This window comes from Calothrix sp. NIES-2100, assembly GCF_963875285.1.
Lineage (GTDB): Bacteria > Cyanobacteriota > Cyanobacteriia > Cyanobacteriales > Nostocaceae > Aulosira.
The window spans coordinates 7,196,412-7,211,118 of sequence record NZ_CAWNLA010000001.1 but is presented as its reverse complement, the minus strand read 5'-3'; the positions used below and the strand labels follow the sequence as shown (position 1 = coordinate 7,211,118).

17 protein-coding genes are annotated in these 14,707 nt (G+C 42.7%); 7 read left to right on the top strand and 10 right to left on the bottom strand.

Features of this window, described 5'->3' with window-relative positions; all coding sequences use genetic code 11:
* Positions 1-310: 310 nt before the first annotated feature.
* Both AACU32_RS29345 and AACU32_RS29340 read left to right on the top strand, forming a co-directional pair.
* Positions 311-544: a hypothetical protein gene (locus AACU32_RS29345; RefSeq protein ID WP_096604919.1), complete on the top strand. Its 234-nt coding sequence runs from the start codon at positions 311-313 to the stop codon at positions 542-544.
* A gap of 41 nt (positions 545-585) precedes the next feature.
* Positions 586-723, top strand: coding sequence for a hypothetical protein (locus AACU32_RS29340; RefSeq protein ID WP_339378363.1), 138 nt, complete (start codon positions 586-588; stop codon positions 721-723).
* Between the two features lie 166 nt (positions 724-889).
* Here the strand turns inward: AACU32_RS29340 and AACU32_RS29335 are convergent, their stop codons facing one another.
* The 6 genes from AACU32_RS29335 to purS form a co-directional block, all read right to left on the bottom strand.
* Positions 890-2,293, bottom strand: coding sequence for a ferredoxin:protochlorophyllide reductase (ATP-dependent) subunit N (locus AACU32_RS29335; protein ID WP_096604917.1), 1,404 nt, complete (start codon positions 2,291-2,293; stop codon positions 890-892).
* Positions 2,294-2,445: 152 nt separating this feature from the next.
* A complete protein-coding gene (locus AACU32_RS29330; RefSeq protein ID WP_096604915.1) occupies positions 2,446-3,186 on the bottom strand; it encodes a DUF5331 domain-containing protein in 741 nt (246 codons plus the stop codon).
* A gap of 30 nt (positions 3,187-3,216) precedes the next feature.
* Positions 3,217-4,083 carry a ferredoxin:protochlorophyllide reductase (ATP-dependent) iron-sulfur ATP-binding protein gene (gene bchL / locus AACU32_RS29325; protein ID WP_190749058.1) on the bottom strand — a complete coding sequence of 289 codons (867 nt, stop codon included), beginning with the start codon at positions 4,081-4,083 and terminating at the stop codon, positions 3,217-3,219.
* A gap of 894 nt (positions 4,084-4,977) precedes the next feature.
* Positions 4,978-5,232, bottom strand: coding sequence for a TIGR02450 family Trp-rich protein (locus tag AACU32_RS29320; protein ID WP_096604913.1), 255 nt, complete (start codon positions 5,230-5,232; stop codon positions 4,978-4,980).
* 144 nt (positions 5,233-5,376) lie between these two features.
* Positions 5,377-6,054, bottom strand: coding sequence for a phosphoribosylformylglycinamidine synthase subunit PurQ (gene purQ, locus AACU32_RS29315; protein ID WP_096604911.1), 678 nt, complete (start codon positions 6,052-6,054; stop codon positions 5,377-5,379).
* Positions 6,055-6,234: 180 nt separating this feature from the next.
* Positions 6,235-6,513 (bottom strand): phosphoribosylformylglycinamidine synthase subunit PurS, encoded by a 279-nt coding sequence (gene purS / locus AACU32_RS29310; RefSeq protein ID WP_096604909.1) that lies wholly within the window; start codon positions 6,511-6,513, stop codon positions 6,235-6,237.
* 145 nt (positions 6,514-6,658) lie between these two features.
* Here purS and AACU32_RS29305 point away from each other — a divergent pair, with 145 nt between their 5' ends.
* Entirely contained in the window at positions 6,659-7,063 is a 405-nt protein-coding gene (locus tag AACU32_RS29305) for a Fur family transcriptional regulator (RefSeq protein WP_096604907.1), read from the top strand.
* Positions 7,064-7,136: 73 nt separating this feature from the next.
* Here the strand turns inward: AACU32_RS29305 and AACU32_RS29300 are convergent, their stop codons facing one another.
* On the bottom strand, positions 7,137-7,271 hold the full coding sequence (locus AACU32_RS29300; protein WP_339378362.1) for a hypothetical protein: 135 nt from the start codon (positions 7,269-7,271) through the stop codon (positions 7,137-7,139).
* A gap of 65 nt (positions 7,272-7,336) precedes the next feature.
* Here AACU32_RS29300 and AACU32_RS29295 point away from each other — a divergent pair, with 65 nt between their 5' ends.
* Entirely contained in the window at positions 7,337-9,151 is a 1,815-nt protein-coding gene (locus AACU32_RS29295; protein ID WP_096604905.1) for a DUF5777 family beta-barrel protein, read from the top strand.
* 146 nt (positions 9,152-9,297) lie between these two features.
* On the opposite strand, the gene AACU32_RS29290 is transcribed toward AACU32_RS29295, so the two are convergent.
* Positions 9,298-10,275 (bottom strand): SPFH domain-containing protein, encoded by a 978-nt coding sequence (locus AACU32_RS29290; protein WP_096604903.1) that lies wholly within the window; start codon positions 10,273-10,275, stop codon positions 9,298-9,300.
* Between the two features lie 210 nt (positions 10,276-10,485).
* Positions 10,486-10,920, bottom strand: coding sequence for an NfeD family protein (locus AACU32_RS29285; RefSeq protein ID WP_096604901.1), 435 nt, complete (start codon positions 10,918-10,920; stop codon positions 10,486-10,488).
* A gap of 225 nt (positions 10,921-11,145) precedes the next feature.
* Between AACU32_RS29285 and AACU32_RS29280 the strand changes: the two genes are divergently transcribed.
* Entirely contained in the window at positions 11,146-13,065 is a 1,920-nt protein-coding gene (locus AACU32_RS29280) for a protein phosphatase 2C domain-containing protein (RefSeq protein WP_096604899.1), read from the top strand.
* A 635-nt stretch (positions 13,066-13,700) separates the two neighbouring features.
* A complete protein-coding gene (locus tag AACU32_RS29275; RefSeq protein ID WP_096604897.1) occupies positions 13,701-13,973 on the top strand; it encodes a ferredoxin-thioredoxin reductase variable chain in 273 nt (90 codons plus the stop codon).
* Between the two features lie 5 nt (positions 13,974-13,978).
* Here AACU32_RS29275 and AACU32_RS29270 read toward each other — a convergent pair whose 3' ends face one another.
* Positions 13,979-14,200 carry a hypothetical protein gene (locus tag AACU32_RS29270; RefSeq protein ID WP_096604895.1) on the bottom strand — a complete coding sequence of 74 codons (222 nt, stop codon included), beginning with the start codon at positions 14,198-14,200 and terminating at the stop codon, positions 13,979-13,981.
* Between the two features lie 114 nt (positions 14,201-14,314).
* Between AACU32_RS29270 and AACU32_RS29265 the strand changes: the two genes are divergently transcribed.
* Complete coding sequence (locus AACU32_RS29265) at positions 14,315-14,644, top strand: hypothetical protein (protein WP_096604893.1); 330 nt, start codon at positions 14,315-14,317, stop codon at positions 14,642-14,644.
* The last annotated feature ends 63 nt before the right edge of the window (positions 14,645-14,707 follow it).

Genomic DNA, 14,707 nt, shown 5'->3' with positions numbered 1-14,707 from the left:
CTCTGACTCCTAGGGGGTCACACCCATTTTAGTAGTTATGTAACGATGATTCTCGCTAGGAGTGCGAACAATGCCAAAGATACTTTTTTTACCTCCTGAATGAGGGGTCTTACCCTTTATTTGTTACCATGACCATAACAAGTACAACTAATGAAATATTTAGCTTTCACCAAACATTTAACACTCAGTGTTGACAAGCTAAAAATAATGTATTAATAAAGGTGCATCAATATTTAAAAAGCGTTAGTAAAAATCCCTGAAAAGAAAATTACTAACGCCCTTGACTTTAACTCGTAGGGATATCTAGATCATGCCACAAAATACCGATTACGATTCCACAACAGAAAATCAAGCAAAAGCTTACAGAAACCGCTTGAATGCTTGGGCAATCACTCGTATTACTCCTGATACAAAACCAGTGATTGTGGCTAGATTCCGCACTCGTTCTGATGCTGATGGATATTTGCGACACTTACGCCAGGTGATACCTCACACTAGCTTTGAGATTATTGTTGATTATCAACACGATGAAGTAGTTCTTTAAAGGATGAAGTCTGAAGTCTGAAGTCTCAAGGATGAAAAACATTGCTAGTAGCTAAAAATCCTAGATTTCAGCTTTTATCTTTTACCTATGTGGCTAACCGAATTTTAGATTTTGAATTTTGGAGCCACTGGGTTGTGCAGGTTAAGAGTGTTGTAGCAAGTGGCGTGATTTTGGATTAGATAATTCGTCAATTAATCTAAAAATTAAAATCTAAAATCCAAAATTGTTGGACTCCCAAAGAGACATCCTGAAGGGTTTTCAGCTAGTATTCTGACAAAAAAAGGCGAACATGATGTTCGCCTCTACTCAGATACTTTTATAGTGTTGCTTGATTAATCTCGAATTCTAAATTTTTGCTTCTTCTTTGACCAACTTATCCCAACCTAAATCTTTTAAGCTGTTATTTCGACGTAGGGGACGAGTGACCAATTCCAGAATGTCACGGGCATTGCCAAATCCGTGAATTTGCGCAAATGTAAACTCTACAGACCACTTAGTATTTATACCCCTAGCTTCGAGTGGGTTAGCATGAGCCATACCAGTAATTACTAAGTCTGGCTTCAACTGATAAATACGCTGAACTTGGTTGTAATTATCTGGCTTCTCAACAATCTTCGGTAGGGGTACGCCCATTTCTTTACAAGTTTGCTCTAGTAGCGCCAACTCAGCAGCTTGATAGCGCTTATCCATGTAAGGAATCCCAATTTCGGGAACTGTCATCCCACAGCGAACCAAGAAGCGTGCTAAGGAGATTTCCAGCAAGTTATCACCCATGAAGAATACAGATTTGCCGCGAATTAATTTGACGTATTCTTCTAAACCTGCCCAGATTTGTGCTTCCCGTTCATCTAAACCTGTGGGAGTAATACCGAACACAGAGCAAATTTTCTCAATCCAAGCACGAGTACCATCAGGGCCAATGGGAAAGGGTGCGCCGATGAGTTTGCATTTACGCCGACGCATTAAAGTAGTAGCAGTCCGACTGAGGAAGGGGTTAATTCCAGAAACGTAATAGCCTTCTTCCAAGACTGGCAATTCAGTGAAGCGTTTTGCAGGTAGCCAGCCAGAAACCTTAATACCTTGCTTTTTCAGTTCTAGAGTTAACTGAGTTACCACAGGATCAGGAAGGGAACCGAAGAGAACCAACGGTGGATGATCTACATACTCAGATTCTTCTTGAACTACTTCTTCTTTCTTTTTACCAAAGTTGAGCAGTTTGGAAATAGCGTTGCGTTCGTTTTTGTCTGTTTCCGCCACTGGCGCTTTATCAGGACAACGATTAGCCATAGCGGCTAAGACAGTGTCTTCTCCTTGGGTGAAGGCGTAATCTAGACCGTTAGCACGCGCTACGACGATGGGAATGCCAATTTCACCTTCTAACTTGGGAGCCAAGCCTTCCAAGTCCATTTTAATAATTTCCGTAGTGCAAGTGCCAATCCAGACAATTACACTAGGGTTGCGATCGCGTTTAATTTGCAAGCACAATCGCTTTAACTCTTCATAATCATTCAGCTGTGCCGAAATATCTCCTTCTTCCAACTCTGCCATTGCATAACGGGGTTCAGCAAAAATCATCACCCCCATCGCGTTTTGCAGGAAGTACCCGCAAGTCTTGGTTCCAATCACCAAAAAGAAACTATCTTCAATTTTTTGGTATAACCACGCCACGCAGCTAATTGGGCAAAAGGTGTGGTAATTTCCAGTTTCACACTCAAAGTTTAAAGCTTCTGGTTGTTGAGCGACAGTCATTTTGGTTATTTCTCCCCTTGATTTTTAAAGCGAACAAGGCAGGTGAATATCGGGTAGGTTTATGGGGAAAGAATGATTCTCTCCCCAAATTCCTGTGATGTGGCACATAGCACCAGTCAGCAATCCCTAAATTCAACAGGAACGCTAATAATTTAAGCGTTGGGGAAGAGACGAGCCATTTCCGATTCATCAAAAACGCCAGATGGCAGTTCTTCCCCTAAAAATTCATTGTTGTCATCACCCTTTTGCAGTGCTGTTTCATCGCCCCAGACATCCGATAACACATCACTAAAAGCGTTCTCGTCTGTTGAGTTCAAATCTTCAAGTACCTGCTCGTCTAGCTTGATTTCCGATGCAATGGTCGTATCGAAGGAAATCTCACCAAACTCATCTAAATCTCCGCTGGATGTACTTTGGGACTCATCTTTTGAGTTTTTTCCATTCAGTCCATTTGAGGTTGGAGCAGAACCGACGATGGTAAATTCTTGAGCAATCGCCGCATCTGCAAAACTACTGAGATGAGCATTTTTTAATGTCTCATCTTGAAAATTTTCGTTAATGATGCCTACTGCATCATGTCGGTAGTTATCTGCATCTACTTTGTGAATATAGCGGTTACCAAGAGCAATGTCTGGGTCGAAATGCAAATCCAGTACTTCAATTAGGGTATCAGCATCAGGATTCAATCTGGAAAAAGGTAGCATCAACTGCGCTAGCTTTGGTTCCAGCGCATTGATAACTCCCAGGATGAGGTAAGAAGGTGGTCGCTTCCCGCCATCAGGGGTGTACACTGATTCCACTTCCATGTGGAGAGTAATCCAATCACGATTTGTCTGGAAAAACAGTAACCACTTTTGCTTTATTGACTCTGTAAAGCTATGAAAGAAAGCCATATTAATTCCCCATCCTGAGAATTTGATGATTTATACAATCATCAAGTCTAGTTCCTCTTCCGGATTACGTACCTGGGGTTTACTCGGATTTAAATAAAAATCAGATAACAAAGAGAACAATTCTCTATCTTGAGCATCATTCGGGACAACACCTTCTGGCCGTGCCAGAATTTGGTCGGCAATATTGAGATAGTAATCGCAAACGTAGTTCAAAGATGGGTCAGATTCTGCCATTTCAAACAAAGTCTTACCCTTGACGCGAGAAACACGGATATCTTCAATTAAAGGCAGAACCTCCAAAACTGGCATTGGTACTGCTTCTATATATTTCTCGATTAAATCGCGTTTGGAGGTGCGATTACCAATTAAACCCGCTAGGCGCAGTGGGTGAGTCCGTGCTTTTTCTCTGACTGAAGCTGCAATCCGATTGGCAGCAAATAAAGCATCAAAGCCGTTGTCGGTTACTATCATGCAGTAATCAGCATAGTTGAGTGGTGCTGCAAAACCACCGCAAACAACGTCGCCTAGTACGTCAAACAGAATTACGTCGTATGTGTCAAAGGCGTTGAGTTCTTTCAGTAGTTTCACGGTTTCGCCGACTACGTATCCACCACATCCCGCACCTGCTGGTGGCCCGCCTGCCTCAACGCAATCAACACCACCGTAGCCTTTGTAAATTACATCTTCTGGCCAAACGTCTTCGTAGTGGTAGTCCTTTTCTTGCAGGGTATCAATAATTGTCGGAATTAAAAATCCGGTAAGGGTAAAGGTACTGTCATGCTTGGGGTCGCAGCCAATTTGCAACACTTTCTTGCCGCGTTTTGCTAGGGCGACTGAGATGTTACAGCTAGTTGTGGATTTGCCGATTCCACCTTTTCCATAAACTGCTAGTTTCACTGTTGTTTGCCTCTTATAGTTTATTGTCAAACTTTTGGCTGAAACATTTGCCTTCACCTAGCCTGATATGGCGATGCGTGAGGTCTTGTGGTTGTCATTATTGTCCAAATCACAAGGAAAATAAAGGGGCTTTAAATATGAAAAATGCCTATAAATGACGTATTAACCTTTATTAAAGGATAAATATATACAAAAAGCTGTAAAAATAATTCAATAATCTAAAAAACAGATTTTATATTTTTTTGTTTATTAATTTTATAAAAATAGTTACAAAAGACAAAATGCTTAAATAGAGTTTTATCAATGGTTTCCATTGAATTAGATAATGATTATCTCGACCGCTGAGAGCCAATCAACCTCTATTTCGATTTTGAATCAACAGATCCCAGGACTTAAGGTCTCAGATGTACAGACAACGCACAAAGATGTTCAATTTTACCCAGGAAGCCTCTGAGGTTGAAAGCCGCAGCTTAGAAGCTTCAGCTAGGGTAAGCCTGGGGATTTAGGCGATAACAGTCCTGGTTTTGCTTTTATTTTGATGCGAGGAACCAAAGTCCACCAGTACAGAAGCCTGAGGCTAGAAATAAAAAGCCCGCCTGATTGGCTAGCTAAAATCCTGATAGCACAAAAAGGCGAGCTTTGTTGATATGGCAGTAACCTAAAAGGTTGTCTAATTGTAATCAAAGAATTTTTGATGTAATTGCTTTTTATATGCAACAAATTATTAAATTTTTAAATTAGTAGTTATTGGGCATTGGGCATTGGGCATTGGGCATTGGGCATTGGGCATTGGGCATTTATTATTTCTCCCCGTCTCAGCGTCTCTTTGTCTCCCCCATCTCCCTTGCCCCCCTTCCCTTGTCCCCTCTGCCCCTCTGCCTCCTCTTGGGCAAATTAAGACACATCGTTTTCGAGTTGTGCTATTTCTTTGAGTGGTTGCCAGCCCGCTTGCCACTGGGAGTTATCTTGTAATAATTTGGCATTAAGCCAGAAACGAACTTTTGGATCGCACGCTGAAACCATTTCAGCGTAAACCCAATTACCTTGATTTTTCCGATTGACGACTTGGAAATGTCGCCAACCATCTACTTTTTGCTGGGCTGTCCATTTAGAACCCAGGAGGTAAGGAAATTTCTGTTTTTTAGGCATTTGTCAATAGTCAATAGTCATTTGTCTCGGAAAATAAGTTCGTAAGGGCACGGCATCCAAAATCTTTTCGTGTATGGAGTAATCTTACTGATGCCGTGCCCCTACTTCAGTCGGTGGATTTTTCAGTAGTGTTGACTACGAACACTAGGCGATCGCAGCCACCTTATCTAATAAACTTTGAAATAGCCTCAAACCATCATTACCGCCTAAAATCGGGTCAGAGGCTCTTTCAGGGTGCGGCATCATGCCCAAAACATTGCCCTGACGGTTACAAATCCCGGCAATGTTGTTCAATGAACCGTTGGGGTTCTCGCCTGCATAACGGAACACTACTTGCCCGTTATCTTCCAGTGCTGCCAGAGTAGCTTGATCCGCATAGTATCGACCTTCCCCGTGGGCAACTGGTACGGTAATAATTTCACCAGTTGTATAGGCTTGCGTCCAAGGTAAATTGGTACGCTCAACTTTGAGAGGAAGGCGATCGCAGATAAAATGTAAATCCTGATTTCTGGTGAGTATTCCTGGTAACAAGCCTGCCTCAGTTAATACTTGAAAACCATTGCAAATACCCAAGACAAACTTACCCTTTTGGGCATGTTCGACTACCTGCTGCATTACTGGCGAAAATCGGGCGATCGCACCACAACGTAAATAATCCCCGTAACTAAAGCCACCAGGGATGACAATCACATCCAAATCAGCAATATCAGTCTCTTGATGCCAAACCATGCGAGTCGGTTGCCCAAGTAAGTCTCTGGTTACATAAGCAACATCGCGATCGCAATTAGAACCCGGAAAAACTATTACACCGAATTTTGTCATTTGTCAATGGTCAATGGTCATTTGTCATTTGTCAATGGTCAATGGTCATGGGGCATTGGGCATTGGGCATTGGGCTAAGATTCATCAATTATTTCTCCCCTGCCCCCTGCTCCCCTACCCCCTGCTCCCCTGCTCCCCTGCTCCCCTAGTCCCTAGCCCCTAGTCCCTAGCCCCTAGTCCCTAAAACACCCCCGTCTGTGTTTCGACTTCTATCAATTCAAAACGATAATTTTCAATTACTGGATTGGCGAGCATTTGGTCACAGATGTGATCGAGGTCTTGACGCGCTTTAGCTTCTTGTGTCGAGGTTATGGTCAATTCAATGTACTTACCAATCCGCACCTGTTCAACATTGTCATATCCGAGTTGCTTGAGACCAGATTGTACAGCCACACCAGCTGGGTCTAAAACAGAAGGACGAAGTGTGACAAAAATTTTGGCTAAATACTTCCTTTGCATGGGCGATCGCTGAATGCTGCGATCGCTATACTATAACTTTCTGTTCCAACTGAGTAAAAATAAGATTATGAAGCGCTTATAGTTAATTTATTCAATTAGCCAGTATGACAGCTTCAACTACAGCGGCAAATTTAAACAATTGTCTATGAGAGCCATACGCACCCGCAGTCAGGAGAGGATTTTAAACCTGTTGAAAACCATCAAACAAGGAATTTCCGCACAAGATATATATGTGGAATTACGTAATCGTAATCAAAGTATGGGATTAGCAACAGTTTATCGCTCCTTAGAAGCCTTAAAACTAGAAGGAATGGTACAACTACGGACTTTAGCGAATGGTGAAGCCCTTTATAGTCTAGCGCAGCAAGATAAACACCACCTCACTTGCTTGCAATGTGGTGTCTCAATTCCGATTAATCAATGCCCAGTACATGACTTAGAAGAAAAGTTAGAAGCCAACCTGAAGTTTAAAATTTTTTACCACACTCTAGAGTTTTTTGGGTTGTGTAACCAATGTCAGAGTGAGCAAGCTGCGGAGATTGGTCAATAGTCAATGGGTATTGGGCATTGAGCATTTCTTTGCGTTAGAGCGTCTGCTTGTCTCCACTGCTCCTATTGTCCCATCATGCTGCGATCGCTTTTAGGGAAATGGAAAAGGTGCGATTTGGAAACGTAGAAAGGTTGTCAATAGATTGACAGCCTTTTTTAATAAACTGACAACGCGAAACTTCGCTGTCAGCAATTCTCATTGCGTTCACAAGGAAATTGGATTTTTTTTATACTATTTTTTATCTGGAATTAGAGCGATCGCCCCAGAAAAAACATGCATAAAATCAAAATCTTTTCCTTTTGTTTGCTTTCTCTAACTTTTGGGAGTTTAAGTTATGCATCTGAAGGTGCATACTCTGTTTCTTCGCTAGAAACGGTCACAGAAGAAGTTCCGCAACCGCGATCGCCTGTGAGTACTCAAGCCAAAGATTTGCAAACAGAAGCACCGCTAGTTGCTTTTCCAGACATTCCACCAGAGAAATTGCAAAAACTGCGATCGCCTGATAGCACTTCAACCCAAGATTCGCCTACACAGGTGCAGCTTTCCCCATTGCAACTACCGCCAACCCAATTGCATAACTTGGAAACCGCCAACCAACTGCGACAGGGTGCAGTTCAGATCGAAGGTGGTTTTTTGCAAGTTCTGCCAACGGATAATTCGGTTTCTGGTACAGGTTTACAAACCTATCATTTAAATATCGACTGGGGAATCACAGACAACTTCCAAATAGGTTTTACAGGTGATATTTTTGACGATTATCTAAAATGCCCAGTTAGAAGCGAATGTACTATCTTTACAACTGTAAGTTATGGCACTAAATTAAAATATCAAATCCTCAACCAAAATCACTGGGCTGTAGGTGTTGCAGGTACGTTTCAGTTATTACATATATCTGCCAATACTGGGGTGTTTAACAATAGTCCAAACAAACAATTTTTTGTTGTTCAACCTGTTGGGGCTTTACAGTTACCAATTACCTACAAAGCATCTCCAAATTTGCAACTACATTTCACTCCTGGAGTCGTTTTCTTTCCGGAAAAAGTTGCTGGTGGAGATTTTTTTGGGACTTTTTTCAACATTGGAACAGGGTTTAACTGGCAAACTTCCAAAAGAGTGAACTTATTTGCTAATATACAAACTCCTTTGGGGCCTGGAGGTAATACTTTTATTGCCAAAGACCGCTCGATTACAAGGAAATTACTCTGGACTGTCGGTATAGATTACGCTTTCAATCCCAAAATGGCAGCAGAGGTTTACGCTACCAACAGTTATGGTACAACACCGACCACAGGCTTGTTGGGGTTTATTCCTGATGGCGATGATTTATTGTTAGGAGTTCGCTTCAAGCATGTGATCGATTTTGGACAAGGGTATGCAGCTAATTTTAGTAATATTCCCCAAACTTCACTTTCCTACCGCAATCGCACATTGCTGTTTGATGGGCTGACACTTGCAACTGCTAACACCTTACCAAGCGGCAAATTCCAACTCAGAGGAGGGCTAGGTACACATGGTAGTTCCAGTTTTGCTCTAGCCTATGGCTTAACAGATGATTCACAGTTAGAACTAATTGTGGATCAATTTGCATCAAGCGATCGCTTTTCTGAGCAAGAAATACCTGGCACAGGAGTTAAAATTGGCGGTGCAATGAAACTCAAGTTTTTTGATCAAACACGAGGCGATGGTCTCACCCTCAGTGCTAAACTTGCAGGAATCAGCGAGACAACCTTGCAACAAGGTGGTCTTAACGGAACTTTGTATGTAGAGTTGCCTATTGCCTATCAACTCAGTACCCAAACTGCCATATCCATTAATCCCAAGGGAGCATTTTTTGGAGACACGAGGCGTATAGGGGTAGGAATAGGAATTAACCAGGCTTTTGGGGATCAGCTGCAATTGATTGGGGAATATACCCCTGTCTTGGATGGCAAAAGAAGTATTTGGAGTACAGGCTTACGCTTTTTACCCAGTTCCGGCTTCGGATTAGACATCTTTGCAGGCAATGCAATTGGACAAACTGGCTTAGGAACCTTAACCGCAGAACCCGAAGGTACTAATTTTGGTTTTAGCATCAATTGGGGAATTTGATATTTGTCAGTTGTCAGTTGTCAGTTGTCAGTTGTCATTGGGCATAGTTCACAATTCTCTTTGTCTCCCTTTTCCCCTTTGTCTCCCTTGTCTCCCTTGTCCCCCGTGCCCCTCTGCCCCCCTGCTTCTCCTCATCCCCTCCCCAACTAACTGCGATTATTATTTAGCCCTGGTATCTCCTGAGCATCTGAGACAATAGATTTTATGCCCTCTAAAGTTGCAGGAATACTGCGGGGATCGATAAACATGACTTTACTGCTATCACTTTTACCAATTGTCGCGCCCATATCCAGATAACCCAAGGCAAATAAAACTTCTAATGCTTTGTGCGCGTCGGGGTTGCTTTTGATTTTTTGCGCAATAATGTCTGCTGACTCAGCAATAGCTTGAGCTTTGAGAACTTGCTGCTGACGTTCAGCTTGCGCTCTCAGAACAATGGCTTTTTGTTCAGCTTCAGCTTGTAAAATAACGGATTTTTGACGAGCTTCTGCGTCTAGAATTTGGGCTTCTGCTTTACCTCTAGCGCTATTGATAGCTGATTCGCGATCGCCTTCGGAGGTTAAAATAGATGCTCGTTTTTTACGTTCTGCTGACATCTGTAATTCCATCGATTCCTGTACTGCTTTTGATGGAATCAGATCTCGCAGTTCTACCCGCGTGACTTTCACACCCCAAGGATCGGTAGCAATGTCTAAATCCCGCAAGAGAAGTTCATTAACTTGAGAACGGGCAGTAAAAGTTTCATCTAACTCTAATTGTCCCATTTCGGAGCGGATTTGAGTTAATACCAAATTCACCATTGCTGATTGGAGATTTTCTACTTTGTAATAAGCCTTCTCCATATCGATGATCCGCCAGTAAACTACTGCATCAACAGTGATCGAAACGTTGTCACGGGTAATGCACTGTTGTGGTGGAATATCTAAAACTTTTTCGCGGATAGTTTGTTTATAAACAATTTTATCGAGGAAAGGGGCAACCAGGTTTAGCCCTGGTTCGAGTTTTTTGTTGTAGCTACCCAATCGTTCCACCAAAGCCTCATCGCCTTGATTAATAACTTTCACAGCACCTGCTAAAGCCGAACCTCCAAGTGTCAAAAATATTAGCAAAAATAACTGTCCCATTGTGATTCTCCTAAATTTTTAATATCGAGATTGAGTGGTGAGAGTTCGGGAAGGGAGATGAGGGGGATGAGGGAAGAGAGATGAGGGGGATGAAGGAAGGGAGACAAGGAGGACAAGAGAGATGAGGGAGTGTGGGGAGTTTTCTTCCCCATCTCCCCGATCTCTTCCCCATACCCAATGCCCAATGCCCAATGCCCAATGACAAATCATCTAAGAATGCAACAGGGTTTCGGGCATCACAATCAAGGTGGTGCCTTCTCTGCGGACGATATAAACTCTTTGATGGGGCGGGATGCTGATTTTGTCATCATCACATCTTGCTTGCCAAGAATTTCCTTCGTATTGCACTCGGCCTGTTTTTCCAGGCGGTATTTCTGTTAAAGTTTCACCTGTAATTGCATTTTGAATTTTTGTGTTACGCCGTCGCGGTTGCACAAATCGACGGGAACCCAACACTAGTAACGTAGAAAGCAACAGCCAAGCTAAAACTTGCAGCCACAAACTACCCAAAACTACGCGAGACAGTAGCGCCACTATAAAAGCGCTAATTCCCATCATGAAAGCGACAAAAGCAGACGGCAAGAACAGTTCCATTAGACACAAAACTGATCCTGCCAAGAGCCAGATTACGGTATAACTTGGCATAGCGCCATCCTAGACACTACATTTATGTAAATCTATTTCTCTTAACTAGATCCACCCTGGGGCTGAGTGTTTACGGAAAGCTAAATATGGTATTTTTAACCATCAATTTTGATTAATTTCAGTAACAAGTTGTAGCCAAGGGTACACAGAACCAGTCTATTCTAGCCTTCAAGTATTTGCCAGCTATATTTAATCGAAATTAATGAGTAGAAATTAATTGAGTTTATGATTACTACTGAACGGATCATCTATTGCATCAATCCAGACTGTACAAACCCGATTAATCCCTTGAAAAGTCGTGTTTGTGCCAATTGTCAAACTGCCTTAGTTCATCGCTATCTTTGGGCTACTGGGGGATCGGCGGCGAAAATTCCCCCAGGAACAATGGTAGCAAATAGGTATGAGGTAATTACGCATCAAATTTGGTTGGATACACAACCAGGACTGTTACCTGAGATACCTGAAGAATTGCCCAATGAGGTGATTCCTTATCTACGCTTGTATTATGAACGATTGCACCTACCCCAAGCTTATGGGTATATTCGCTCTTTTGAGGGCAGTGGGGATGATATTCTCTTGCTAGAAAACGTGCCGATCGCGGACAATGGAAATCTCTATCCGGCGATCGCTAATGCATGGGAACAAGCAACGGCGGTAAGACAGGTTTACTGGTTATGGCAAATTCTCCAACTTTGGCAACCTTTATTAGAACAGGGAGTAGCCAACAGTTTACTCATGCTCAACAATCTGCGGGTGCAGGGTTGGTGTGTGCGTCTATTGGAACTTCACTCCACAACCGAAAGCTTACCTAGTTTGCCAGATTTGGCAGAATCTTGGCAGCCTTTGGTAGGATCTGCTAAAGCCGCTATCGCTCAAAGTTTACAGCACATAATTAAGCAGATGCGCTCAACTGAAGTTGAGTTTGAGGCAATTTCCACTCAACTTAATACCCTGTTACTCTCATCAGCCGCAGAATTGCCCTTAAACTTAGAAGTAGCAGGCGCAACCGACACTGGAATAGTGATGACGCGCAATGAAGACGCTTGCTTCCCTGCTAACTCTGATGACCTCAAAGACCGATTAGTACCACACTTATCGATGGTTTGCGATGGTATTGGTGGACATGATGGTGGTGAAGAAGCTAGTCAATTAGCAGTACAGTCCTTAAAATTACAGATCCGTGCATTATTCGGCGAGTTAGCCGCACAAACTGAACTAATTACCCCAGATTTGTGGGAACAACAACTAGAGGCGTGCTTGCGCGTAGTCAATAACGTGATTTCTGCCAGTAATGACAAACAAAATCGCCAAGGTAGAGAACGGATGGCTACAACTTTGGTGATGGCATTACAACTGCCACAACGAGTGCAGGCAAAATCATCTAAAGGCTCTGCAACTACTCATGAACTTTACCTAGCTAGTATAGGTGATAGCCGTGCTTACTGGATTACTCGTAATTATTGTCAGTTACTGACAGTAGATGATGATGTAGCAGCACGGGAAGTTCGCTATGCCCGCAGTTTCTATCGTCAAGCCTTGATGCGAAAAGATGCAACTGCCCTCACCCAAGCATTGGGAACCAGAGATGCTGAATCCCTGCGGGTTGAGATCAAGCGGTTCATTTTGGAAGAAGATGGCATATTGTTGCTGTGTTCTGATGGGTTAAGTGACAACAACTGGGTAGAACAATCCTGGCAGAATTACGCATTAGCGGTGCTAAATAAGCAACTAGATATAGAAGATGCTGTACACCGTTGGATTAAATTTGCGAATCAGAAAAATGGTCATGATAATACGTCGGTAGTGATGACCCTTTGCAACGTTTCCCGAGAATACTTTGTCTCTTTAACTTATGCACAACCGCAAGTAGAAGTGATCGCAGCAGAACAAACACTAGACCTTTCTTTGGAGGAAGATGCGCCCATAGTTGTAGATGTAGACATTACAGCCCAAGAAGCTACCCCAACCGAAGTCAAACAACCAAGCCGAAGTAAAGCTTTAGTCCTATTTGGGGGATTATTGTTACTTTTGGGTGGTACAACTTTGGGATTATTGATTTGGTGGCAACTTCAGCCGCAAACATTCCAACAATTTTGTCGCCAGCTTCCAGGTGTGCAGCAGCTATGTTCGCAGAATAGGGAATAGGGACTAGGGATGAGGAGGTGAGGGAGTGTGGGGAGTGTGGGGAGTTTTCTTCTCAATGCCCAATACTTCTCTTCTCCCAAGGGGAGACGCTACGCGAACGAGACGCTCCGCGAACGACTTGCGAGAGTACAAGTGCCCAATGCTCAATGCCCAATAACAACTGATTAAGTAACTTTTCTGGTACTTGTATTTCGCTTTTTGTACCTGTATGCTCAAATTAATGCCAAAAACCAAGGCTTAATCATCTGGTTTGTAAACCACGGTCGATTCAACCCTTCGGCTGCGCTCAGTTTCAAAACTGGCAAGCCTGTAAAAAGGTCAAACGGGAATCCAAGGTTTGTTAAATTTGTTGAAAATAATGGCTGAACAATGGCTAAAAGCTTCAAAAAATTGCTTGGTGCAAAAACATATTAGGATGATAAAAAGTTAATTAATTGATGAGTCAAAGGATTAAACCTCTTGCTAACGCACTAGGTAAATCTAGTGTAGTGAATCTATCAGTAACAAAGCCTGCATGGGCAGGCTTTGTTCGTATAGCAGTTACGGATGCATTCAACAGCCAGTCTGTGCGTATGATATGCAAAGCGTGACTGTTGTAAGCAGTTTATTTTTCAAAAAAGCAAGTTCAGTGAGGGATGGCTGTGGAGATAGTTGTGGAAAAGGAAAAGCTAGGTGTAGATGTGGTTATGAAAGTGGGCGATCGCGTTCGTGTTAAAGATTCGGTAGTAGTTTACCATCATCCTGAACATCGCGGTCAGGCTTTTGACCTCAAAGGCTCAGAGGGCGATGTTTTGGCTATTGTCACCGAATGGCAAGGCAGGCCTGTAAGTGCTAATTTGCCATTCTTAGTCCAGTTTAGTAAAAAATTTAAAGCTCATCTCCGTGAAAATGAGTTAGAAATTATCTAAATTCTTCAAGAGCGGCGAAACCATCGGAAAATATTTAGTTCGCCGCGCATTTTTTCTAGCTCTTGACGGTGGCGAATTGCGGTTGTATAGTACCACTCACAATGCTGCCTAAATTCTGAGCGCTCCCTAACTTCATGGTAGAACTGATGAGTTGTTTGGTAAGTAGCAAAGGTTTCCTCAACTTCGCTGGGAGTGGCTGGGATAATATAAGGTAAATTTTTAGACATAATGTCAGGAAGTGCTGAGTCCTGAGAACTTTAAAAATCAAAACTCTGTGACTAAAGAAATTATAGCGATTGAAAAATAAACTTTTGAAACTAACGGTACTGTAGTAAATAAAAATGGTGCAAGCCTTACAAACCGAATTAACACTAGAACGAGTAAACCAAGCTGTTGATGCAATTATTGAAGTTTTGGGATCTCCAGAGAGCGATTTACACGCTCAGGCTTATAAAGCATTTCGTAGCGGCGACTATCAGACAGTAAAAAGATTAGCTTCGACAAATCTATCTGATTCTTATCTCAAGGCATTAGGGTATTTGGGGGGAGCGGTGAAGCTGACCCCAAATACAGATACTATTCTGGCTGAATCTGCACGGGCGGCGGCTGACTTTGTAAAAGAAAAAGCATTACAACGGCTTGGGTCAGCGATCGCAACTGCTCTCAACTAACAATTTGTCACAATAGGGAAGGCGATCTGGTCAAACTGTGGCTGCGATCGCCTGTGTTTTTGG

Bases quoted from the DNA above. Each gene is read 5' to 3' on its own strand.
- AACU32_RS29305 (WP_096604907.1), top strand. From the start codon at position 6,659: ATGAGAGCCATACGCACCCGCAGTCAGGAGAGGATTTTAAACCTGTTG.
- AACU32_RS29265 (WP_096604893.1), top strand. From the start codon at position 14,315: ATGGTGCAAGCCTTACAAACCGAATTAACACTAGAACGAGTAAACCAA.
- AACU32_RS29330 (WP_096604915.1), bottom strand. From the start codon at position 3,186: ATGGCTTTCTTTCATAGCTTTACAGAGTCAATAAAGCAAAAGTGGTTA.
- AACU32_RS29320 (WP_096604913.1), bottom strand. From the start codon at position 5,232: ATGCCTAAAAAACAGAAATTTCCTTACCTCCTGGGTTCTAAATGGACA.
- AACU32_RS29270 (WP_096604895.1), bottom strand. From the start codon at position 14,200: ATGTCTAAAAATTTACCTTATATTATCCCAGCCACTCCCAGCGAAGTT.
- AACU32_RS29280 (WP_096604899.1), top strand. From the start codon at position 11,146: ATGATTACTACTGAACGGATCATCTATTGCATCAATCCAGACTGTACA.
- AACU32_RS29345 (WP_096604919.1), top strand. From the start codon at position 311: ATGCCACAAAATACCGATTACGATTCCACAACAGAAAATCAAGCAAAA.
- AACU32_RS29285 (WP_096604901.1), bottom strand. From the start codon at position 10,920: ATGCCAAGTTATACCGTAATCTGGCTCTTGGCAGGATCAGTTTTGTGT.
- purQ (WP_096604911.1), bottom strand. From the start codon at position 6,054: ATGACAAAATTCGGTGTAATAGTTTTTCCGGGTTCTAATTGCGATCGC.
- AACU32_RS29295 (WP_096604905.1), top strand. From the start codon at position 7,337: ATGCATAAAATCAAAATCTTTTCCTTTTGTTTGCTTTCTCTAACTTTT.
- purS (WP_096604909.1), bottom strand. From the start codon at position 6,513: ATGCAAAGGAAGTATTTAGCCAAAATTTTTGTCACACTTCGTCCTTCT.
- AACU32_RS29335 (WP_096604917.1), bottom strand. From the start codon at position 2,293: ATGACTGTCGCTCAACAACCAGAAGCTTTAAACTTTGAGTGTGAAACT.
- AACU32_RS29275 (WP_096604897.1), top strand. From the start codon at position 13,701: ATGGCTGTGGAGATAGTTGTGGAAAAGGAAAAGCTAGGTGTAGATGTG.
- AACU32_RS29290 (WP_096604903.1), bottom strand. From the start codon at position 10,275: ATGGGACAGTTATTTTTGCTAATATTTTTGACACTTGGAGGTTCGGCT.